The organism is Alcanivorax sp. (genome assembly GCF_002726155.1).
GTDB lineage: Bacteria > Pseudomonadota > Gammaproteobacteria > Pseudomonadales > Alcanivoracaceae > Alcanivorax.
This window is the reverse complement of record NZ_PBSH01000036.1, coordinates 1-22,547: the sequence shown is the minus strand read 5'-3', so window position 1 is coordinate 22,547 and position 22,547 is coordinate 1. Positions and strand designations below refer to the sequence as shown.

19 protein-coding genes, 3 tRNA genes and 1 pseudogene are annotated in these 22,547 nt (G+C 57.1%); 22 read left to right on the top strand and 1 reads right to left on the bottom strand.

Features of this window, described 5'->3' with window-relative positions:
• The first annotated feature begins 35 nt into the window (after positions 1-35).
• The 20 genes from uvrC (at position 36) to CL546_RS10770 (ending at position 19,302) form a co-directional block, all read left to right on the top strand.
• On the top strand, positions 36-1,868 hold the full coding sequence (gene uvrC, locus CL546_RS10865) for an excinuclease ABC subunit UvrC (protein ID WP_290494871.1): 1,833 nt from the start codon (positions 36-38) through the stop codon (positions 1,866-1,868).
• A gap of 93 nt (positions 1,869-1,961) precedes the next feature.
• Complete coding sequence (pgsA, locus tag CL546_RS10860) at positions 1,962-2,567, top strand: CDP-diacylglycerol--glycerol-3-phosphate 3-phosphatidyltransferase (RefSeq protein ID WP_290494870.1); 606 nt, start codon at positions 1,962-1,964, stop codon at positions 2,565-2,567.
• Positions 2,568-2,662: 95 nt separating this feature from the next.
• Positions 2,663-2,738 (top strand) — tRNA-Gly (locus tag CL546_RS10855).
• Positions 2,739-2,792: 54 nt separating this feature from the next.
• A tRNA-Cys gene (locus CL546_RS10850) sits at positions 2,793-2,866 on the top strand.
• Positions 2,867-2,999: 133 nt separating this feature from the next.
• Positions 3,000-3,086 (top strand) — tRNA-Leu (locus tag CL546_RS10845).
• Between the two features lie 311 nt (positions 3,087-3,397).
• Positions 3,398-7,072: a response regulator gene (locus CL546_RS10840; protein ID WP_290494868.1), complete on the top strand. Its 3,675-nt coding sequence runs from the start codon at positions 3,398-3,400 to the stop codon at positions 7,070-7,072.
• A gap of 60 nt (positions 7,073-7,132) precedes the next feature.
• Positions 7,133-7,996 carry a CheR family methyltransferase gene (locus CL546_RS10835; RefSeq protein WP_007151311.1) on the top strand — a complete coding sequence of 288 codons (864 nt, stop codon included), beginning with the start codon at positions 7,133-7,135 and terminating at the stop codon, positions 7,994-7,996.
• Positions 7,997-8,009: 13 nt separating this feature from the next.
• Entirely contained in the window at positions 8,010-8,492 is a 483-nt protein-coding gene (locus CL546_RS10830) for a response regulator (RefSeq protein WP_063520038.1), read from the top strand.
• 32 nt (positions 8,493-8,524) lie between these two features.
• Positions 8,525-9,070 carry a chemotaxis protein CheB gene (locus tag CL546_RS10825; protein WP_007149002.1) on the top strand — a complete coding sequence of 182 codons (546 nt, stop codon included), beginning with the start codon at positions 8,525-8,527 and terminating at the stop codon, positions 9,068-9,070.
• A gap of 7 nt (positions 9,071-9,077) precedes the next feature.
• Positions 9,078-10,214 carry a response regulator gene (locus tag CL546_RS10820; protein WP_290494864.1) on the top strand — a complete coding sequence of 379 codons (1,137 nt, stop codon included), beginning with the start codon at positions 9,078-9,080 and terminating at the stop codon, positions 10,212-10,214.
• 3 nt (positions 10,215-10,217) lie between these two features.
• Positions 10,218-11,720: a type II secretion system ATPase GspE gene (gspE, locus tag CL546_RS10815; protein ID WP_155135517.1), complete on the top strand. Its 1,503-nt coding sequence runs from the start codon at positions 10,218-10,220 to the stop codon at positions 11,718-11,720.
• 15 nt (positions 11,721-11,735) lie between these two features.
• A complete protein-coding gene (gene gspF, locus CL546_RS10810; RefSeq protein ID WP_290494860.1) occupies positions 11,736-12,953 on the top strand; it encodes a type II secretion system inner membrane protein GspF in 1,218 nt (405 codons plus the stop codon).
• 9 nt (positions 12,954-12,962) lie between these two features.
• Positions 12,963-13,388, top strand: a complete 426-nt coding sequence (gene gspG / locus CL546_RS10805) for a type II secretion system major pseudopilin GspG (RefSeq protein WP_007149656.1) — start codon at positions 12,963-12,965, stop codon at positions 13,386-13,388.
• A 1-nt stretch (position 13,389) separates the two neighbouring features.
• On the top strand, positions 13,390-14,118 hold the full coding sequence (gene gspH / locus CL546_RS10800) for a type II secretion system minor pseudopilin GspH (protein ID WP_290494858.1): 729 nt from the start codon (positions 13,390-13,392) through the stop codon (positions 14,116-14,118).
• Positions 14,115-14,495: a type II secretion system minor pseudopilin GspI gene (gspI, locus tag CL546_RS10795; RefSeq protein ID WP_290494856.1), complete on the top strand. Its 381-nt coding sequence runs from the start codon at positions 14,115-14,117 to the stop codon at positions 14,493-14,495. The genes gspH and gspI overlap by 4 nt, the downstream gene beginning before the upstream one ends.
• Positions 14,492-15,151: a type II secretion system minor pseudopilin GspJ gene (gspJ, locus tag CL546_RS10790; protein WP_290494854.1), complete on the top strand. Its 660-nt coding sequence runs from the start codon at positions 14,492-14,494 to the stop codon at positions 15,149-15,151. Before gspI ends, gspJ begins: the two co-directional genes overlap by 4 nt.
• Positions 15,142-16,203 (top strand): type II secretion system minor pseudopilin GspK, encoded by a 1,062-nt coding sequence (gene gspK / locus CL546_RS10785; protein WP_290494852.1) that lies wholly within the window; start codon positions 15,142-15,144, stop codon positions 16,201-16,203. The genes gspJ and gspK overlap by 10 nt, the downstream gene beginning before the upstream one ends.
• A 117-nt stretch (positions 16,204-16,320) precedes the next feature.
• Positions 16,321-17,460: a type II secretion system protein GspL gene (gene gspL / locus CL546_RS10780; protein WP_290494850.1), complete on the top strand. Its 1,140-nt coding sequence runs from the start codon at positions 16,321-16,323 to the stop codon at positions 17,458-17,460.
• Positions 17,457-17,975 (top strand): type II secretion system protein M, encoded by a 519-nt coding sequence (locus CL546_RS10775; RefSeq protein ID WP_290494848.1) that lies wholly within the window; start codon positions 17,457-17,459, stop codon positions 17,973-17,975. Before gspL ends, CL546_RS10775 begins: the two co-directional genes overlap by 4 nt.
• A 43-nt stretch (positions 17,976-18,018) precedes the next feature.
• Positions 18,019-19,302: a hypothetical protein gene (locus tag CL546_RS10770; protein ID WP_290494846.1), complete on the top strand. Its 1,284-nt coding sequence runs from the start codon at positions 18,019-18,021 to the stop codon at positions 19,300-19,302.
• Here the strand turns inward: CL546_RS10770 and CL546_RS10765 are convergent.
• Positions 19,291-20,976: a CocE/NonD family hydrolase gene (locus CL546_RS10765; RefSeq protein ID WP_290494844.1), complete on the bottom strand. Its 1,686-nt coding sequence runs from the start codon at positions 20,974-20,976 to the stop codon at positions 19,291-19,293. The genes CL546_RS10770 and CL546_RS10765 overlap by 12 nt on opposite strands.
• 47 nt (positions 20,977-21,023) lie before the next feature.
• Here CL546_RS10765 and CL546_RS10760 point away from each other — a divergent pair, with 47 nt between their 5' ends.
• Entirely contained in the window at positions 21,024-21,773 is a 750-nt protein-coding gene (locus CL546_RS10760; protein WP_290494842.1) for a lipoprotein intramolecular transacylase Lit, read from the top strand.
• A 62-nt stretch (positions 21,774-21,835) separates the two neighbouring features.
• Positions 21,836-22,547 (top strand): annotated as a pseudogene (locus CL546_RS10755) (PEP-utilizing enzyme); the annotation flags it as partial.

Below are 22,547 nucleotides of genomic sequence, written 5' to 3'. Positions count from 1 at the left end.
AGGACTGATACACTTTCTGTTTAACCTGTTTTGAGATGTTCCCCTTGCCAGATTTCGACGCTAAACACTTCCTTGCTCACTGTGCTCGCAAACCCGGCGTTTATCGCATGCTGGACGGGGATGGAGGTGTTTTGTATGTGGGCAAGGCGCGCAACCTTCAGGCCCGCCTGAACAGTTACTTCCAGAAAAATGTGTCCAGTGCGAAAACCCGGGCACTGGTCGGACGAATTTGTAACATCCAGACAACGGTGACCGGCAGTGAGGCGGAAGCGCTGCTGCTGGAACAGTCGCTGATCAAGGAATTGAAACCGCCTTACAACATTCTTCTGCGCGACGACAAATCCTACCCGTATATCCGTATCACCAGTGCCGACCGTTTTCCCCGCGTCACCTTTCATCGCGGCACACGCCGGGCTGGCAGTCAGTACTTTGGCCCGTACCCCAGTGGTGGTGCGGTGCGCGAAGCCCTGTCCCTGATCGAGAAGGTGTTCCAGGTCCGCAACTGCAGTGACAGCTACTTCCGCAACCGTACCCGCCCGTGTCTCCAGCACCAGATCAATCGTTGTACGGCACCGTGCGTGGGGCTGGTGAGTGAAGCCGATTATGCGCGCCAGGTGAAGATGGCGGCGGACTTTCTTGATGGACGCAGCCGGGAAGTGGTGGAACAGCTGAGCGCCGACATGGAGGCGGCCTCGCTGGCGCTGGAATTCGAAAAAGCGGCGATCTTGCGGGATCAGCTGGCAGCCATTCAATCCGTACAACAAAAGCAATACGCGGAAACCGGGCAGGGGGATCTGGACGTGGTCGCCATTGAAACCCGGCATGGCCTGGCCGTGATCGAAGTGTTGATGATTCGTGATGGGCGTATTCTGGGTCACCGCACCTTTCGGCCGGATACCCGGGGCGAGGAAGACCGCAGCGAAATCCTCGAGGCCTTTCTTTCCCAATATTATCTGGGCGACCGGGAAGATCCGGTCAAACCGCAGGAAATTTTGCTGAGCATGGACATTCCCGGCGCTGATGCGCTGCAGCAGGCACTGGAAAGTCAGTGGGGCAAGAAAGTTCGGTTGGCCTGGCGGGTGCGCAGTGATCGTGCCGCCTGGATCACCATGGCACAAACCAATGCCCAGCAGTCCATGGCGGCCGAGCTTGCTGCCCGCGAGCATATGGAAGCCCGTTTTCTTGCTCTGGAAACGCTGTTGGAAAGTAGCGAACCGGTGCGGCGCATTGAGTGTTTCGACATCAGCCATACGCAAGGCGAGAAAGCCGTGGCCTCCTGCGTGGTGTTTGACCAGCAAGGTGCCCGCAAGCAGGACTACCGGCATTTCAATGTGAACCCGGCGGCGGGCGGTGATGATTATGAAGCGCTGGAAGAAGCCATTCGGCGTCGCTATCAGCGGGTATTGAAAGAGCAGGGCAGGTTACCCGATCTTCTTTTGATTGATGGCGGCAAAGGGCAAATGCAGCGGGGCTGGAAAGTGATTCAGGAGCTGGAACTGCAAGCTGCGGTGCGCGTCATGGGGATTGGTAAAGGCCCGAGCCGCCGGCCGGGCTTCGAAGCTCTTTATCTGCCTTGCGGAAAAGAAATGGTCCCCGGCCCGGCGGACTCCGCGCTCCATCTGTTGCAGCAGGTCCGCGATGAAGCGCACCGGTTTGCCTTGACCGGTCATCGAGCCAGACGAGGCAAGGCGCGCAAGCAGTCCACGCTGGATGAAATTCCCGGTATCGGGCCCAAGCGTCGCAAGGCATTGCTGACCCACTTTGGCGGCCTGAAGCAGATGCGCAATGCCTCCGCCAGCGAGCTGGCCCGGGTGCCGGGAATCAATGCCCAGATGGCGCAGACCCTGTACGACTGGTTTCATCAATAGCGTGTTCAGTTTTTAATCTGAAAATCGGAAATGAGTCATGGCCGGCTTTCCGCTATACTGGTGGCTTATTTTCATGGCCGGTAGTTCCTCCCTATGCAGAAAGTGCACCCCATCCTGAATTTGCCGAATATCCTCACCCTGATTCGGGTGCTGGCAATTCCCGTGCTGGTGCTGGTGTTCTACCTGCCGTTTCAGTGGAGTGATGTCTGCGCGGCCCTGTTATTTCTGGCGGCGGGTCTTACGGACTGGCTGGACGGTTATCTGGCGCGCAAACTCAATCAGACCAGCCCCTTTGGCGCCTTTCTGGACCCGGTGGCAGACAAGCTGATAGTGGGGGTGGCCCTGGTGATGTTGGTGCAGGTTCATGCCACCGCCTGGTTGGCGGTGCCGGCCATGGTGATTGTGTCCCGTGAGATTACCGTCTCGGCACTGCGTGAGTGGATGGCGGAGCTCGGTGAGCGGGCAAAAGTGGCGGTCAGCCAGCTGGGCAAGATCAAGACAGTGACCCAGATGACGGCGATTACCTTGCTGTTGGCGCAGAAACCGGATTTTACTGTGGACGGCGACATCATCATGAACCCGTGGCTGTGGCTCAGCTATGGTTTGCTGTACTTGGCCACCGCATTCACTCTGTGGTCCATGGGCTCGTATCTTCGTGCTGCAGCACCGCAATTGCTCAAAAGTCAGTCAAAGTCCTGAAAAGTCAGAAAAAACAGCCGGTGCCGGGTTGACACCCCGGGGGTGATGGGTAGAATTCTTTCCCGCAACGGAGCAGTGTCTTCGCTGCGGAAAAAGCGGGAATAGCTCAGCTGGTAGAGCACAACCTTGCCAAGGTTGGGGTCGCGAGTTCGAATCTCGTTTCCCGCTCCAAGATTTTGAAAGCCTCGGTTATGCCGAGGTTTTTTCTTGGTAAAACAGTTAAATGGCGCGGTGGCAGAGTGGTCATGCAGCGGACTGCAACTCCGTTAACGCCGGTTCGATTCCGACCCGCGCCTCCAATTACCGACCCACACGGGCGATGAAGTGACAGGCTCAGTTCGATATCGTCATTTCAACAGAAAGATAAATAGAAACAGTCGCTTAACCTATCCCTGTTTTTATTTCACGCTTAACGCGCACGATGATCTTCCTGCGGGTATGGTGAAATTGGTAGACACAACAGACTTAAAATCTGTCGACCATTAGGTCATGCCGGTTCAAGTCCGGCTACCCGCACCAACTTCCTCTTTTTCTCGTCCTTATCGCAGCATGCTGGCATTTTCGCCTGTGAGTCCGTGCGCTCGTCCGTCGCGGATAGCCCTGTTTAAGTAACTGACCGCAATAAGCTTTGTTCTTCCGCTGTTGCATTTTATTGCGCTTGGTTTATCGATTTAGCCTGTTTTATCCCTGAAAAATCAACTTTCTAGCCTGCGCTATTCATGTGATTTATTGCCGCTTTCTGTCAGTTTCTGGTAGCCTCACACTTTAGTCTTAGCCCTGCAAAGGGGCCTGGATAACAACAAGCCGGAAAAGGCATGAGGGCTATCTGAATGAACTGGTTCCAGAACCTGTCCGTGCGGCTGAAGATTTTGTCTGTAGCCGGGCTGGGGATCGTGCTGTTTGTGGTCTACGCGGCCTACAGCTTCTACATCGCCGAAACCAATATTGATCATCTCAAGCGGATTGAAAGTCAGGACTTTCCGGTTCTGGAATTGATCAACGCCAACAATGTGGATTTCATCGCCATCAGCGAGTCTTATATCGCGGCGATTACCCAGGCTGATCCGGATCTGCTTGAAGAGGCGCAGTCCAGAGCCTCGGCGTTTGAGCAACGGCTGGCAGACATCCGCCGGACCGACCCAACGCTTTCCGCTGGCGTGGAAGAATTGCGCCGCAATTTTACCGCCTATATCAACGAGGCCACTGCGCTGGCCCGTAGCCTGATCACCAATAACGGCACCTCGGATGATCTGTACCAGCGCATTGCACACGTACGAGAGTTGCAGGACACCTACGAGGGCAATCAGAAGGCGTTCGAGAAGCAGCGCTACGAAGCGTTTCGCGAAACCCTGAACAAGAGCCGTTCGGATAACCTGGGCACCCAAAAAATCGGGCTATTTCTGGGGCTGGTGGCCTTTACCTTGCTGGCATTGATTGCTTTGCGTGTTACCCGGGCCATTACGCTGCCTCTGGAAGGCGCCGTTGATGCCGCGGATAACATTGCCAATGGCAAATGGGATACCCGTATTGAAAAGGGTGGCCGGGATGAAACCGGTCACTTGCTGCATGCTATTCGTAAAATGCGTGATGCGCTGGTGGCTCGGCATACGGAAGACCGGCGCCAGGAAACGGTGAAGAACCATCTGGCTGAACTGAATAACCGCATGCGCGGGGAGATGGGATTCGAGCAGCTCGGTAACAACATGCTGAGTTTCTTGGTGCCGGTGGTCGAGGCGCAGGTGGGCGCATTTTACAGCTATGACCCTGACACGGAGCTGCTCAGTCTGAGCAGCTCCTATGCCATGCAGCGGCGTAAGCATCTGGCCAATGAATTTCGTCTGGGGGAATCCCTGGTGGGGCAGTGCGCCCTGGAGCGCAAGAGCATTCTGCTGGAGCAAGTGCCGGATGATTACATCAGCATTGCTTCCGGCACCGGTGCCGGCCAGCCACGCAATGTCATGGTGATGCCCATTGTCCATGAAGACGAAGTGAAAGGGGTGCTGGAAATTGGTGCATTCCGTGACTTCAGCAATGACGATCTGGCCTTTATGGAGCAGTGCGTGGCGGTCATTTCTGTGTCGTTGCATAGTGCACAAAGCCGTTTCCGCCTGGCCCTGATGCTGGAGCAAACGCAGTCCCAGGCCGATGCTCTGGAACGGCAAAAAACGGAAATGGCCCAGGCCAATGAAGATCTTGAAGAGCAGGCCATGGAGCTGTCTGCGTCTGAATCTCGCCTGCAACAACAACAGGAAGAACTAAAAGCAATCAACGAAGAGCTGGAGTCACAGACCCAGGCGTTGCGGGCGTCTGAAGAAAGCCTGCAAGCCCAACAGGAAGAGCTGCGCGTTACCAATGAAGAGCTCGAAGCCCAGGCGCGCATGCTCACCGAGCAAAAATCTGAAATGGCCCAGAAGAATGACGAGCTCGAGCTATTACGTCATGAGCTGGAAGACAAGATTCGCGAGCTGGAGATGTCTTCACGCTATAAATCCGAATTCCTGTCCACCATGAGCCACGAGTTGCGCACACCGCTCAACTCGATTCTGATTCTGTCCAATGCCCTGGGGCAGAACAAACGCGGCAACCTGGAAGAAAAGCAGGTCGAGCACGCCCAGGTTATTCATTCTGCAGGGGCTGACCTGCTTAGCCTGATCAATGACATCCTTGATATTTCCAAGATCGAGGAAGGCAAAATGGATGTCATTATCGACGACTTGTCGCCGCCGGAAATTGTCGAACATTTCCGCCGCAATTTTGCCCACGTGGCCGAAAGCCGCAACCTGGACTTCAAGGTCGAGCTTGGCGATACGCTGCCTGAACACTTCTACACGGACCGCCAGCGCCTTGAACAGATCATCAAGAACCTGCTTTCCAACGCACTGAAATTCACCGAGCAGGGCTCGGTGACGTTGAGTATTACACAACCTGACGTTGGCGAAACCCTGCCTTCACGCCATCTTGTTCCGGGGCAGACGCTGAAATTTGCGGTGATTGATACCGGCACCGGGATCGCGGATGAAAAACAGAAGCTGATTTTCGAGGCTTTCCAGCAAGCGGACGGTACCACCAGTCGCAAATACGGCGGTACCGGCCTGGGCCTGACCATTTCCCGCGAACTGGCACGGTTGCTGGGCGGGGAAATTGGCCTGCACAGTGACGGTGAAGGTCAGGGATCCACCTTTATGCTCTATCTGCCCGTGGGCAGTGCTGATGCGCTGGAAATCAACAATGCCGCTGCCAGCCACGCCGATGAAGGTATCGGCAGCAATGCGGAAGCCCACACTGCGTCAATGACCCCGTTGGATACCGGAAACGATGACTTCGTGGTCCGCGAGAAAACCGTACTGATCGTCGAAGATGATGAAGAATTTGCCCGGGTACTGGTGGAACTGGCATCGGATTACGGTCTGGAAGGGCATATCTGCCACGATGGCGAGGATGGCCTGGAATACGCCAGTCATTACCGTCCCAGCGCGATTATTCTGGATATCGGTTTACCGGGTATCGACGGTTGGGAAGTCATGGAAAGGCTCAAGGCTGATCCGCGTACCAAGGACATCCCGGTGCATTTCCTGTCCGGGCGTGATGAGCGCAAGAAGGCGCTGGAACTGGGTGCGCTGGACTTCATGACCAAGCCGGCGAATCAGGACGACATTCTCTCTGCGTTCGCCAAGATTGAAGGGGCGATTGAAACCAATGTGCGCCGCCTTCTGGTGGTGGAAGACAGTGAAATCCAGCACGAAAGCATTCGTGAACTGTTTGACCAGAAAGGTGTGGAAATCACAGCGGCCACCAGTGGTCAACAAGCCCTGGATGCCCTGCAGAATACCGTGTTCGACTGCATGATCCTGGATTTGACGTTGCCGGACATGAGCGGTTTCGAACTGCTGGAAAAACTCCATGCCAGCGACGACTACGACAGTGTTCCTGTGGTGGTCTATACCGGCAAGGACATGACCCGCGAAGAAGAAGCGAAACTGCGCAAGTATGCGGACCGCATCATCCTCAAGACGGAGCGCTCTCACGAGCGGTTGCTCAATGAAGCGTCCCTGTTCCTGCACTGGCTTGAGTCCACCTTGCCGGCCAATCGTCGCCCGACAGCGGAATCCATCGAGCATCGCGACGATATTTTCGAAGGCAAGCAATTGCTTCTGGTGGATGATGACATGCGCAATATCTATGCATTGTCTGCGCAGCTGGAGGAGTTGGGCTTTGCCATCAGCATTGCCAACAATGGCCGCGAGGCGTTGGAGTCGCTGGATGATAATCCGTCCATCGACATTGTGCTGATGGATATCATGATGCCGGAAATGGATGGCTATGAAGCCATGGGCCGGATTCGTGAACAGGCTCGTTTCAGCAAGCTGCCGATGTTGGCGCTGACCGCCAAGGCGATGAAGGACGACCGCGCCAAGTGCATCGAAGCCGGGGCCAATGATTACTGCTCCAAGCCCATCGATATGGCAAAGCTTACCTCGTTGCTACGGGTCTGGCTGCACAAGTAGTGGGCGCAAAACGTGCCCGCAGTCACTTTATAAAGACGAGAACCGTGGCGGAATAGCGTTATGGCTGAAACATACCCGATCGACGATGACGAAGTCAGTGTCGAGGACATCGAAATTCGCCTGTTGCTTGAGGCGATCTACCAGATGTACGGCTACGACTTCCGGTCCTATAGCCGCGCTTCCATGCGGCGTCGAATCATGCATCGCCTGACCATGTCAGGTTTTGCATCGATCATGGAAATGACCGACAAGGTTCTGCGCGACCGGCCCTTCTTCGTGACGCTGCTCAACGACCTGACCGTGAATGTGACGGAAATGTACCGGGACCCGGATTTTTACCGTGCCTTTCGGGAAGACGTTGTACCGGTTCTGAAGACGTTTCCGTTTATCAAGATCTGGCATGCCGGCTGCTCTACCGGCGAAGAAATCTATTCCATGGCTATTTTGCTGGAAGAGGAGGGGCTCTACGATCGGGCCATGATCTATGCCACCGACATCGACAAGAACGTGTTGGCGTCAGCCAAGAAAGGCATTTACTCCATCGAAGCGGTTAAACAGTATGGAGATAACTACCGGCGTGCCGGTGGCAAACACTCTCTGTCTGATTATTTCACTGCACGTTATGACAGCGTGATCATGGAGCAGCGGCTGAAACGCAATATCGTTTTTGCCGATCACGACTTGGCAACGGATCAGGTCTTTGGGGAAATGCACGTTATCCTGTGCCGCAATGTATTGATCTACTTTGATCGGCCTTTGCAGGAAAGAGTGATCAGGCTTTTCAGCGAGAGCCTGGATATGGGCGGCTACCTGTGCCTGGGAACCAAGGAAAGCCTGCGGTTCAGCGGCCAGGAAGACACGTTCGATGTTATCAACAAGTCGTTGCGAATCTTTCGCAAGCGGCAGTTTCCACACCACGCATGACTAGAGACAACCGATGATTGAGCAGAAACTGCTATTGGTGGATGATCAGCCGGCCAACTTGGTGTCGCTTGAGGCCGTCCTCGAAGGGGAGGGGCGAACCCTCCTGAAAGCGCACTCCGGGCAGGAGGCGCTGAAAATTCTGCTTAAGGAAGATATTTCCCTGGTGCTGCTGGACGTGCAGATGCCGGGCATGGACGGTTTCGAAGTGGCCGAGCTGATGCGCCAGCGCAAGGACACCCAGACCATTCCCATTATCTTCGTGACGGCGATTAGCAAGGAAAAGAAATACGTTTTTAAAGGGTATCAGGCCGGGGCGGTGGATTATCTGTTCAAACCCCTGGATCCGTTGATCCTCAAGAGCAAGGTGGATTTTTTCCTGGGGCTGGACAAGCAGCGCCGTGAACTCCAGGCCAAGCTCAAAGAAGCACAGGCGCACCGTGCTGCCTATGAAGCTGGCAAGACCCGAGGCGAGGAGGGCAGCGGCCACTCATCGTGAGCACTCGCAAGGGAGCAGTCAGGGCAATCGTAATGGGCGCGTCGTGGGGCGGGCTGAATGCCTACACGCGCATCCTGTCGGCGCTTCCCGAAAATTTTCCGTTGCCGATCATGCTGGTTCAACACCAGCATGCCAGCGCGGATAATCGCATGCCGTGGCTGTTGGCCCGGTATTGCGCACTGCCGGTGGTGGCCCCGGAAGACAAGGAGCCCATCCTCGGCGGGCATGTTTATGTGGCGCCACCGGGCTACCATATGTTGGTGGAAGAGGACCAGACACTGGCTTTCTCTACAGGAAGGCCTGTACTCTTTTCCCGGCCAGCAATAGATGAACTGTTTTACTCTGCCGGCGCGGTTTATGGCCGCCACTTGTTGGGAGTGATCCTAACGGGGGCCAATGAAGACGGCGCTGCAGGCATGGAATACATACACCGTAGAGGCGGATATACCATCGCCCAGTCACCGGTGAGCTCGGAAGCACCCGCAATGCCCGAAGCGGCAATAACAACAGGTGCGATTTCCAGGGTACTCGATCTTGAGGCAATCGGGCCCTTTTTGGCGGAACAGGTTGCAGGGTAGTAAGCCTATGAAACAAAATATTTTGGTTGTGGACGATCACAGGGAAAACCTGATCGCGTTGGAAGCGATTCTGGATGCTGACGGCCGCAATCTGGTCATGGCCCAGTCAGGTAACGAGGCCTTGTCTCTCGCCCTGAAACACGATTTCGCGCTGGTACTGCTGGATGTGCAGATGCCAGAGATGGATGGGTTCGAAGTGGCCGAACTCATGCGCAAGAACAAGAAAACCCGCCATATTCCGATTATTTTCGTTACGGCGATTTCCAAAGAACAGAAGTATGTCTTCAAGGGCTACGAATGTGGCGCGGTGGACTATCTGTTCAAGCCCATTGATCAGAAAATACTCGAAGCCAAGGTTAGCGTTTTCCTGGAACTTGATCGTCAGCGCCGCAAGCTTCAACAGGCGGTGGTGCAGATGAAGCGGCTCAAGGATGAGAACGAGCGCTTGCTGCATGCCTTGGGCGAAGCCCTGATTGGTGCCAATGCCCAGGGCAGGGTCACCTTTTGCAATGAGGCCGCTTGCGCCCTGTTGCGACAGAGCCGCGACGCCCTGGTGGGCAGGGATATCGCGGACCTGTTGTTCAATGATGATGCCGGCAAGCAGCGCTGGGGCTGGGATGACTCCCCACTGCGGGAGGCCTGTATGCAGAGTGAAAGCTGGAAAAACGAGCACAGCCTGTATACAGCGGACGAAAACGGGCTGCTGGCCTTGTCGGTGCGTGCCAATGCCATTACCGATGACGCCGGCACCGTTACGGGCGTGGTGGTGGTGCTGCGTCCCGCCGATGACGAAAACGGCGTCAAGGACAGCGCCCGCGACCACCGCCGCAACCCCCGCAAGAAACTGTTCCGCGAGATGGTAGTGTTTGATCGCAGCACCGGTGGTAACGTGGGGCGCTTGATGAACCTGAGCGTGGATGGCTTCAAGCTGTTTTCCCGCCGGGAACTGCCCCATGGCGAAGAATTGCAGTTGGGTATGGTATTGCCGGACCAGATCGCCGGGGTCAATACGGTCAGTTTCGATGCCCGGGTGGTCTGGGCTGAAACCCTGGATGCCCCCGGCGAGTACCAGGTGGGCTTTCAGTTCCTGACGCTGAATGCGGTCACTCGCGATGTGGTCGAGAACCTAATGGAAAAATACTGAGCTATGACTGAGCATCTGGAGACGCCGGAAAATATGGAACTTCCTCCGTCGCTGCTGCCTTATGGCTTCGCGCGGCGCTATGGTGTCCTGTTGCGCGAGCGTGATGGTCACAAAGAGCTGTGCCACCGGCAGGATGTTTCCGTGGCCGCCTTGGGTGAAGTGCAGCGCCACATCGGGCGCCTGCCGCGCCTGGTGCCCATGGACGATACCGCCTTCACTGCCGCCATGGCGATCACCTATGAACAGCAGCGCGGCGCGGCGGCAGAAGCGGCGGATGATCTGGAAGGGCTCGACCTGGCCAGCCTGGCGGATTCCCTGCCTGAAACCTCGGATTTGCTGGAGCAGGAGGACGACGCGCCCATCATCCGGTTGATTAATGCCTTGCTGCAGGAAGCCATTCGCGAAGATGCGTCGGATATCCATGTGGAAACCTTCGAGCGCCGCCTGGTAGTGCGCATGCGGGTAGATGGTGTGCTCCGTGAAGTACTGACCCCGAAACGGGAGTTGGCGCCGTTGCTGGTCTCGCGGATCAAGGTGATGGCGCGTATGGACATCGCTGAAAAGCGGATTCCCCAGGATGGCCGGATTTCCCTGCGCATTGGTGGCCGGGACGTGGATGTACGGGTATCCACCATGCCCGCCAGTAACGGTGAGCGGGTGGTGCTGCGGCTGCTGGACAAGCAGGCGGGGCGCCTGCAGGTGTCCCACCTGGGCATGGGCGAGACCTGTGATGCCCACATGCGCGAGCTGATCCATAAGCCCCACGGCATTATTCTGGTCACCGGCCCGACTGGCTCCGGTAAAACCACCACGCTTTATGCTTCGCTGACCGAACTCAACGACAGCTCCCGCAATATCCTGACGGTGGAAGACCCCATTGAGTATCAGCTGGAAGGGATCGGTCAGACCCAGGTCAACACCAAGGTCGATATGACCTTTGCCCGTGGCCTGCGCGCCATTCTTCGCCAGGATCCGGATGTGGTCATGGTGGGTGAGATCCGGGATCTGGAAACCGCTGAAATTGCGGTGCAGGCCTCTCTCACCGGTCACCTTGTTCTGTCTACCCTGCACACCAATACGGCGGTGGGGGCGGTCACTCGTTTGCAGGATATGGGCATTGAGCCGTTTCTGCTCTCCAGCTCCCTGCTGGGCTCGTTGGCCCAGCGGCTGGTGCGAGTCCTCTGTGATGATTGCAAAACCCCGTACCAGGCCAGTGCCAGCGAGTTGGAAATGCTGGGCCTTCCGGCCAATGAAAGTTGTACGCTGTATCACCCTAATGGCTGTGAAGCCTGTAATAATCAGGGATACCGGGGCCGTACCGGGATTTACGAACTGGTGCTGGTGGATGACACCCTGCGCCAGTTGATCCACGACCGCGCCGGCGAGCTGGAACTTAACCGCCATGCCCGGACACTGACCAGTGGCATTCGTGAGGATGGCTGGCGCAAAGTGCTCGGCGGACATACCAGTGTAGAAGAGGTCCTGCGGGTGACCCGCGAGGACTGACGGGACAGCAGCCGCATGCCAGCATTCGAATACCGATCCCTGGATCACAGGGGCAAAATCAACAAAGGCACTCTGGAAGCAGACAGTGCCCGCCAGGTTCGTCAGCAACTCCGTGACAAGGGCTGGGTCCCGCTGGAGGTTAACGAAGCCAGCGATACCAACAGCCAGGGAATGGGCCGTTTTGCCGGCTCCGGCAAGATCAATGGCGCCGAACAGGCGCTGATTACCCGCCAGCTGGCCACGCTGTTGAAATCCGGCCTGCCTGTGGAGCAGGCCCTGTCTGCGGTTTCCAAGCAGGCCGCCAATGACCGCATTGAGCGCATCATGCTCGCCGTGCGTGCCAAAGTGCGTGAAGGCTACAGCCTGGCGCGCAGTTTCGAGTCCTTTCCCCGCGCCTTCCCTGAAATGTACCGTGCCACTGTGGCTGCCGGTGAACAGAGTGGCCACCTGGAACAGGTACTCGAACAGCTCGCGGATTATCTGGAAACCCGCCATGATACCGGGCGATCCGTGGCCCAGGCGATGATTTATCCCGCCTTCATCATGGTGTTTGCTTCCATCGTGATCATGCTGATGATGACCTTCGTGGTACCCAAGTTGGTGGCCGTGTTCGAAGGGCGGGACCAGGCGTTGCCATTGCTCACACGCATTGTCATGGCCATGAGTGATTTTGCCCGTGGCTGGGGCTGGTTGGTGGTGCTGTTGATCGTGGTGGCTGTGGTGGTCTTCATGCGCGCCATGCGTGACCCGCGTTTCCGCTTGCGGGTACATCAGCGGTTAGTGAATATGCCACTGGTGGGCACGATGCTGCGCGCTGGCGACAGTGCCCGGCTGGCCAGCACATTGGGCATCTTGGGACGCTCCGGTGTGCCGCTGGTGGATGCCCTGTTTATCGCCGCCCAGGTGGTAGGCAATCTGGCGGTCCGCAACGCGGTGAAAAATGCCGCCGCCAAGGTTCGCGAGGGCGGCAGCCTCAGCCGCGCCCTGGATGCCAGCGGCTACTTTCCGCCCATGCTGGTGCAGATGATTGCCAGCGGTGAGGCCAGCGGTGAACTGGACAATATGTTGACCCGGGCTGCGGATTATCAGGAACGGGAACTGAGTAGCACGATCAATACCATGGTGGGGCTGCTTGGCCCGATCATGCTGCTGGTGATGGCAGGGGTGGTTGTAATGATCGTCCTGTCGGTCATGCTGCCGATCATGCAAATGAATAACTTACTAGCCGGTTAAGGTGAAGGAATGAAAGCAAAGCGTGCCATGTCGGGGTTTACCCTGCTGGAAATTATGGTGGTGGTGGCCATTATTGGTCTGTTGGCTGCGGTGATTGTGCCCAACGTGATCGGGCAGGGTGAAGCCGCCAAGGTGGATCTGACCAAGGCCAATATGGGCAAGATCGTCCAGCAGCTGGACCTCTACAAGTTCAACAATGGCAGTTACCCCACCAGTGAAGAGGGTCTCAACGGCTTGGTGGAACGTCCCAATTCAGCCCGCAAATGGCCTGATGGCGGCTACCTGCCGAAAGTCCCCCTGGATGCCTGGAACAACGATTACGTTTACATCAGCCCCGGGGTTGAAGGGCCGTTCGATCTGCTGTCCATGGGCGCCGATGGTGTTGAGGGCGGTGAAGGCTCCGACGCGGACATCAATTGGCGCGACGTTCAGTAAGATGCGCTTGCCCCGCACGCTGCAGTCCGGCTTCACCCTGCTGGAAATCATGGTGGTGGTGGGGCTGATTGCACTGCTCAGCGCCGTGGTGATTAGCCAGGGGAACTGGACTTCTGACGACCGGCAGCTGGAACAAGAATCCGCCCGTCTGAAGGATACCTTGGCCCTGCTCAACGAGCGCAGCCTGTTCTCGGGGCAACTGCTGGCGCTGCGTCTGCGTCATGATGGCTGGGAGCCCCTGGCCTACGACATCGCCGCTGCCGATTTTCTGCCTATCGAGGATACCGCTCTCAAGCCTCGCCAGATCCCGCCATCCCTGGAGTTGGTGTGGCAGCTGGACGAACTCGCTGATGAAGAACAGGCGAGTCTCAGTCAGGTTGCCGAGACCTTGGTCAAGAAAGATACTTCGCTGGATTTGGGTGAAGGCACAGTGGGCGAGGGTGACGAGCAAGAGGCGCGCCAGCAGGACGGCACCAGCGTGTCCGAGGGAGGGGAAGAGGGAGAGGACGAAAAGGCGTTTCCACAGATTTTCTTTTTCCCCAGCGGTGAAGTGTCTCCTGTGACCCTCGCCATGCAGAGCATGAACGATCTGGAGCAGGTGCAGCGCTGGCAAATTTCGGCTCTCGGGCAGATTGCCGATCCGGACCGCGAGCAGGACAATGACGACCAGCAGGCCAAGCAGGATTGGCTGGAGCGGCGTTCAAGAATGATAGAGGACGTGCAGGAATGAAGCGGCAGCAGGGTTTTACTCTGGTGGAAGTGCTGATTGCTGTTTCGATTCTGGCCCTGGTTATGGTGGTGCTTGGTCAGACCATGGGCTCCACCGCGCGCGCCTATACCAATATCAATGAAACCCATCTGGGCTTTCTTGTGGCCTCCGACAAGCTGGTAGAAATGCAGGTGTATCAACAGTGGCCCTCCACTGGCGAATCGGATTCCACGGTGACCCGCAACGGACGTGAATGGTGGATCAATACCCGTGTCAGCGAGGGCCCTTACCCGGATACCCGGCGTGTGGATATCGAGGTGGGCATGATGCAGGACGATGACGAGGGACAAATGGCGTATCACCTGGCGAGCCTGATCGGCAAACCGGCGTCCGGATGATGGAAGCTCTCCATTCGTTTTCTTCCAGGCGCCTGGCACAGCGGGGCTTTACCCTGCTGGAGATGGTTATCACCATCGCTATCTTTGCGTTTATCTATGTGTGGGTGGCCAGTTTTCTCGGTAGCGCCTTGCAGGGGCGTGAACAGCTAAAAGACAGTGCCGATGAAATGGAGCGCACCCAGCGCGCTGTCACCTTCCTCACCCTGGATTTCGAGCAACTGATCAATCGCCCGGTTCGTGATCCCTACGGCGACCCGCAGCCGGCCATTCTGGGCCGTGATAATTATGTGGAATTCACCCGCCTTGGCTGGTCCAACCCCTTTGGGCTGCGTAAACGCAGTGAAATGCAGCGGGTGGTCTATACCCTGGAAGATGGCACTTTATTCCGTCGTTACTGGCCGGTGCTCGACACCAACGTGGCCACGGAATATCAGCAAGATGTGCTGATCGATCACGTGGAGCGTTTTACCGTCCGTTATCTGGATTTGACGCCCCAGGGGGAATGGCAGTGGCTGGAGTTATGGCCGGATGTGGCCATGGCCGCCGTTCCCGTGTGGCAGCAGCGCCTGCCAAAGAGTATTGAGCTGGAGATTGAACTGGAAAACGGTGACATCGTGCACCGCTTCTACCGGACCGTGGTGAACCCATGGAGCTGATTTCATTAAAGCATCATCCTGGTAAGCCCAGCCAGCGAGGCATGGCGCTGGTGATTGTGTTGCTGCTGCTGGCCCTGTTGACCACCATTACCGTGGAGGTGCTGTTTCGCCAGGACCGCTTTCTCACCCGTGCGGACAACCTGCTGCAATGGGACAAGCGTTACCAATATGCCATGGCGGCAGAAGTGGTTGCGCAGCAGGGATTGGTGGATGACCTGCAGGATGACCAGAACAATAACGCGCTGGTTGATGACTGCGTGGAAGAGCAGTGGGCAGTGCAATTACCGCCCACTCCCTATGAAGATGCCATGCTCAGCGCCAGCGTTCAGGATCTGCAGGGCCGATTTAACCTGAATTGGTTGATTACCGCTCAAGGCGATACCTTTGTTCGCGATCCGGAGGCCATTGACCGGCTTACCCGATTGATCGAACTGACCTTTCCCCAGGAAACAGATGCCTCACGGCTGGCCAACGAAATGGCGGACTGGCTGGATTCCAATAATATCGTGGACGGCGTCGAGGGGGCCGAAGACGCGGATTACCGTAACCGCCGGACACCCAACATGCCGGCCGCCCATGAATCGGAAATGCGTGCCTTGCTCAGCTTCCAGGTGGCCAATCAGCCCGAGGACAGCATGGTCTGGGGGCTGTTTACCGCTCTACCGCTGGGTACTACATTGAATGTGAATACGGCGCCGCCCCAGGTGCTGGATGCGGTACTGGGCGGGGTAGCAGGTACCGGCGTGGCAGAGGCGATTGTCAAAGCCCGAGAAGAAGAACCGATTACAAACGTGAGTGACCTGATGCAGCTCGCCCCTTTGAGCACTCTGGGTGCCGATGAAAAGCAGGCAGTTAGCGACCTTCTGGGGGTAAGCAGTGAATATTTCCAGGTGATGGTGGACGTGGAAGTAGACGGCCAATTAAGCCGATTGGTGAGTCGTTTGCGCCGGCGTACCGGTAATGATGCGTCTACCGATGTCTTCAGCCGGCAGGTAAGCCCGCTGCTGACCCCGCTCGAACCGGCCTGCAATCCCTTCTACAATACCCAGTAAGATGCTCAGCAGGCGCCATGGGCGGTAACGACACTGTGGAATGATGCTCGCCTTGGTACACTGGCTGGCGCACATGCAGAGATAACAACGCAGAAAACAACGAAAGGACACAGCAGCGTGGCAGATGCTCCACTGATTTATTTAAGCGGTGCAGGGGGAACAGACCCGGATCTTGAGATCCCGGTGCTGTTGCAGCGCAGTGCAACTGAGGATGTGCAAGCCGTTAGCCTGGGCGATGCGCTGGAACAGTGTGCCGGGCAGACCCTCCATGTCATTATCAGCGTGGCCTTTGCCCGGTTGACCCATGTCTCCCTGACCCGCAAGCAGGCTCGCCATTTGCAGCGTGTTCTGCCTTATCTGCTGGAAGAGCAGATGCTGGACAGCCCCGAGTCGCTCTGGTTCGTCTCCCGCAAAGGCGCAGGGGATGACTATGAAGTGACCGCCATCGCCCGTGAATTGATTGTGCAGCTTAAGCAATGGGCGGCGGAACAGGGGGCTGTGCTCGGCTCGCTTCAGGTGGATGCCGAGCGGCTTCAGGGCCAGGCGCCACTGATTGCCGAACTGGATGGCGGTCAGGCGCTATTGATGGCCGATCGTGACCGCTGCCTGGTGGTGGATGCGGACCAGCGTGACGGCATGCAGGCGTTATTTGGTGACAGCCTTGCCGGCGCGACCGTTCTGTCCGGCACGGCGGCGTTTCTGGATGCGCTGCGCGGCGGTGCTGGGCAAGAGTTGCTTGCTGGCCCGTATGCACCGAAACAAAAGAAAGGAAAGAACACGGCATTTGCGCCCTGGAAGCCGGTCAGTATTCTGGCTGCGTCCGTGTTTGTGCTGGCGCTGGTGGCAATCTGGGTGCAGCAATGGCGCTATGACCTGGCGTCGGAAGCAGCCTTTGCCGATGCTAAAAACCTTTACGAACAGCTATTCCCTGGTGATAAGGCCACCACGGCTCTGAGCCGTCAGTTCCAGGGGCGTCTTGCCCGCCTTGGTGGCGGCAGCGAGGGCGGGCAGGCTCATTTCTTCCCGCTTCTGGGGCCGGTGGCGAAAGTGTTGAAAGAAATCAAGGTTGAACCCAAACGACTGCAGTATGACCAGCGTGACAATGCGTTGCTGCTGGACGTGGGGGCCAAGGACTACGCCCAGCTGGAACAGCTTCAAAATGCGTTGAAACAGCAAGGAGCAAAAGCCTCGATCGCCAACTATCGCAATGGGGCTCAGGGTGTCAGCGCCCGTATCAAGGTGGAGCAGCCAGGATGAGTAATACGGCAGAATTGAAAAAGCTGGCAGCACACCGGCGCGATCAGGCGGTTAACTGGTACCAAAGCCGCGAGCCCCGTGAGCAACGTGTTCTTCAGGTATTGGCGGCGGTGGCGTTTCTGGTCGTGCTGTACTGGTTGATTTGGGCGCCTTCGGTGGCCGCGCGGGATCAGGCGAAGAAACGCTTTGTCTCCAACCAACAAACGCTGCAGTGGATCCAGGATAACCGCAGCGCCGTTATTGCCGCCCGGCGTGGCGATACCGCCGCCGCACGGCCAACGGGTAACTGGACCGGTAATGTGAGCCGCAGCGCGGACCAGTTTGGCCTGACCTTGAAAGGGTTTTCCCCCGATGGCAATCGCGCGGTGCGAATCCAGCTGGAAAATCAGGTGGCCTCGCAAACGGTGCTCTGGCTGCAATCTCTCCAGCAAGAGGGCGTGCAATTGACCAATCTGGAAATGACGCCGGGTGAGAAACCGGGTACTGCCACGGTGCGGGCGACGCTGCAAAAATAGCCGCCGCCACACAAGAATAAACAATCAGGTAGCAGCCATTACTATGACCCTACGCCTGCTTTTGGCGCTTGGCCTTTTTATTCCGGCACTGACCGTTCATGGGCAATGCCGATTTGATCCTCTGGATCGCGGCCGCGTGGTTAAACTCTCCGGGCAGGATTTTCCCGTTGTTGAAGGCAAGGCGCTGGATACACTCTCCGTCATGCGGGTTGAACAGGGGCGCTTTGTGCCTGTGGCTTACCAGTTCGATGAGCTGGATGAGCATGGCATGGTGTGGTTTGAAGGGAGTGAATTCGCCATGGCCGGCGATGCTGGGCAGCTGGATAAGGCGGACCAGTTGTTGATGATGCTCACCGATGCAGGCCCGCAGGCGCCTGCCACGCTCCGCCCAGCCCAGGGAGCCATCGTTGCCGATATCGCGGTGGCAAGAAATTGCCATTTCTATCTGGTGGAAGGCAACCGCCAGCGTAGCCAGAATTATTACGTTGCTCACGATATCGATAACGGCATGACACGCACGGCGCTGTATGAGTTGAACGTGGAGCCGGAAAACGAATTGAACTGGTTGTATCTCGGGTATCAGGGCTATCAGGGGGATGGCTCGATCATCGACACCCTGAAAATGCGCATGAGCGCAGGGGTGCTTTCGCGTTTTACCCGCATGTCACTGGACAACCATAACCTGCGTCCTAAGCAAGTGGGGCATTTGTTGGGGCCTATCCGTTCGGTCATGCATTTGCGTACCAAGGTGGTGCTGGCTGGTATCCCGGTGATGACAATCCAGGTACAAGCGATGCGCTATGCAGCCCATTACGAGGCGCACACCTTTGCCCGCATCCCGGATCTGTACCGCGCCACCCTCAAGGATCCGGAAGTGGCGGTGACCGTGGATGGCAATGCGCAGATCGGCGCACGGGTTTATACCGCGCGTTTTGCGGACAAGCCGGTGACCGTGGATGGCCAAATAGACGATGCTGACGAGCGCTTTGCCAATCAATCGCTGAGCATGCATGAAAACTGGATTCTGTTTGACAGCCGCAAGCAATTCTCCCTGTTGACCGCCATGACTGTGCCGGATGAACTACTGGAGACACCGGTAAAATTGATCTATGAAGATGACCGGGCCCTGCAGGTAGAGCCTGAACAGTTCACCGGCCAGCTGCCTAACCTGGGGTATTCACTGCAAGGCTGGCCGGAGCCACAGGAATTGCGGTTTACCGTCAGCCTGTATTTCGACGAAGGACTGCATGGCATGGAGGCGGGGGCGTTTGCACAGCAGCGAAGTGCCGCCGTGCCTTACGCAGTCAGTGAGCCGTTATCGGAATGATCGATCCGGCTTTAGCGAGAGAACCTCTTCACGAGTGAGCGGCAGCCAGACATCCCCTTTTACGCTGGCGTTACGCGCGAGAAACGCAGAGTTAAGCGGGAATTGCGTGGTAAACCCGTAGATCACCAGTCCGACGCGATCCCCGGCTTTCAGTGGCTGGCTAACCGCTGGTAACTCCAACTCATAAATGCCTTTCTCCGGCAGAGGCGTGAGCTGTTCGCTGGCCACATGGACCCGACGGCGGTTGGCGTGCTGAATGCCGAGTCCCACAAAAACGGGCATGCTGTCCCCACCGGAAGTGCCACCTAGGTTCAGATCAATACGCGGCTTGCCGAGCAGGACTTCGTCATCCCCGCGGGCAATATACATGGGCACGAATTTTGGCCGCCCAAAGCCACCGTTGGGTTTCATGTCACGCAGATCGGCCCCCGGCCACATGGCACGGAACAAGTCTGTGCCGGTATCCACGCCCACCATCAACCACTCGAACGCACCGGCCAGCGGCACGGTGACTTTGGTGCGGGGCAATACATATTGCGTGTTGTTAATCGGTAGCCCTTCTTCCAGGGCGACGCCTCTGTCTTCGGTGACATTGATGCAGTACTGCGGCACCTGGCGTTCGCCACCCTGCAGTTTCTCGTCCCACCAGTTGATAATGGTATCCACCGTGGTTTCGCTGTAATCCCCACAGTGCACCATGTCGTCGGTTTGGTAGAAGGGCAGCCAACCGCGCCATTGCTGCATGGGCCAGGGCATCACGTGGCCTGCCTGCATGCCGATAAGACGTGCATCTCGCCCCTGTTCCTGCCAGCAATCGTAATTACGTTCGGCCTGCTGGAACGGAAACATGGTGTCAGTGAATCCCTGAATGAACAGGGCATCGGCGTGGGGCGTTTTGCCCTGATCACAAAAAGCGGCAGGGCTGCGTTGGTACATCAGGTCTTTGAGGTCCTGATTGACGGTGCCATCGAAGGCACTGCGCCACGGGTCCGAGAACATCACGCCCACATCAAAGCCGCTGTTAATGCCACCTACGCCCAGCAACACCGCTCCCCAGGCGCTGCGAAATTCGCCATTTGGCGCGATGCTGTTCATATCGTGCCAACCGGTAAGGGGTACCAGAGCCTGCAGGCGAGGCTCGGTGAATGCGGCCAGTGTCTGCAAGCCGGCACCGTAGGATTCACCAATCATGCCGATGGCCGGCTGGCCTTCGGGCATGCGTTTGACGCCAGGAAGGTGGCCCAGTGACCAGTCGATCACGTTGCTCAGATCCGCGACCTCATAGTCCGGATCCATCATGTGTACGTGGCCATCGGATTGCCCCCAGCCTCGCTGATCGTAGAAGACCACCCAGTAACCGGCCTTCCATGCGGCGATGGCCGCTTCACCGGTAAGGATGGACTTGCCGTAAATCGACATGGGACGCTTGGCACGGAAGCCACCAAAGCCGTGAGTGGCAATAATCAGTGGGGCATTTTCTCCGGCCTGGAGTTCAGGCTGGTAGACAGTGGCGGCCAGTTTTTTGCCATCCCGGGTCGGGATGCGCACCTGGTAATAATCCTGTTTCTGCGCCTGGCTCGTGCGGGAAGCATTGGTTTGCGGCAGGGTGGTGGTACAACCCGATAACACAAAAAAGCTCGCCAACAGGGCGATGGACATGAAGAGCGGTCGCATGTGGCTACGTCCTCTGTTTATTATTCTGTTATTACTGTGAGGGTGTTATGAAAAATACGGCTCAACCAAGCCAGGTCGCTGCCACTTTAGTGTGGTTCTTTTATGCTGTCATTGTGGTGTCGTTGGCAGTGACATTGAGTTGGGCGTTGTACAGCCAATCGAACTATGGCTACCGCTTCTGGTATCAACAGCTGGATATTGCCCAACATATACAAACTTACGGATCTCAGAATCGCTTTAAATCCGGATTTGAACAATTGCCCCCCGAGCAGCATTGGCAGGCGTTTGAGCAAATCCGTGATGCGGTGCATAACAGCGGCACAGGATTGGCGGATATTGAATACCAGCCGCCGGGGAAAAACGCCCGCCCGTTACTGCGCAACGCGGAGGTTCTGCACCTTCAGGATGTGGCCGATTTCATCGATGCGGGGCATGTGCTTTTCTGGGTGCTGTTGATACTTTGGCTGCCGCTCGCCTTGCTTTGCGTCTGGCTCAAACCACCACCCATGCGGTGGCGGGTTGGCATTACTGTTTTCACTGTGGGGGCTGTGTTAGCGTGGTTGCTGATTGCCGGCCCGACCCAGGTTTTCTATCAGTTTCATCTATGGATTTTCCCCGCTGACCACCAATGGTTTTTCTATTGGCAGGACTCGCTGATGAGTACGCTAATGAAAGCACCGGTGTTGTTTGGCGGAATCGCGGCGGTAATCGTTCTGGGGGCATTTCTGCTCACGCCAGCCATTTACTGGCTGGGCCTGTGGGGTGTGCGACGGTTTGCGCCGGGTTTGCGGCTGTAACATTTTCGGATGAATACCGTGCGCATACATAACAGACCATTTCGACCAATAAGAAACGGCTCATGAGCATTGAAGTACTGACTGCCGATGTTGAGGGTGGCGAGAATCTGCAACGTTGGGCTGCCATGGGGTTGCCAATCCCGCCCAGCTGGCGCATTGACCGCAGCGTGGTGGCAGACAGCTCTGCCGCATCGTTGACGCAACAGTTGCGCGCCTTGCCGCGCATGTTTACCGATAACCGCTATTGGGTCCTCCAGCAGGGGCCTATGAACCCGGATTCACGCCGGGAAAGTCTGTTGAATCTGGATTCTGACGAATCCCTGGCTGCGGCACTGCAAAGCATTTTTGATCGTGAGCCCGGCCCGGATCATGTGGTGATTCAGGCACTGCCGCGGCAACAGGCAGCGGGTGTTCTGTTCACTCGCCATCCGTTACGCCAGGACCTGCCACACATGGTGGTAGAGGGCGTGGTGGATGGCAGCAATGAGCGTCAGCGGCTGATTTTTGATGATAGCGGCCGACTGGTGCATGCGTCTCAGGCCGCGGTGCCCCTGAGCCAGCAGGTTGATGAAGCCCTTCTGCGCCAGCTGCACAGCAAACTCAAACAGAATTTTGACCGGCCCCAGGCCGGAGAATGGGTATTTGATGGCGAGCAGCTGTGGTTGCTTCAGACGTTGCCGGTGGGCTCGCTCCCGGAGCCCAAGGAGGCCTGGACACGGCGTGCAGGGGTGGGGCTATTCAATCAGGTGGAAACGCCGTTGTGGTACACCCTGG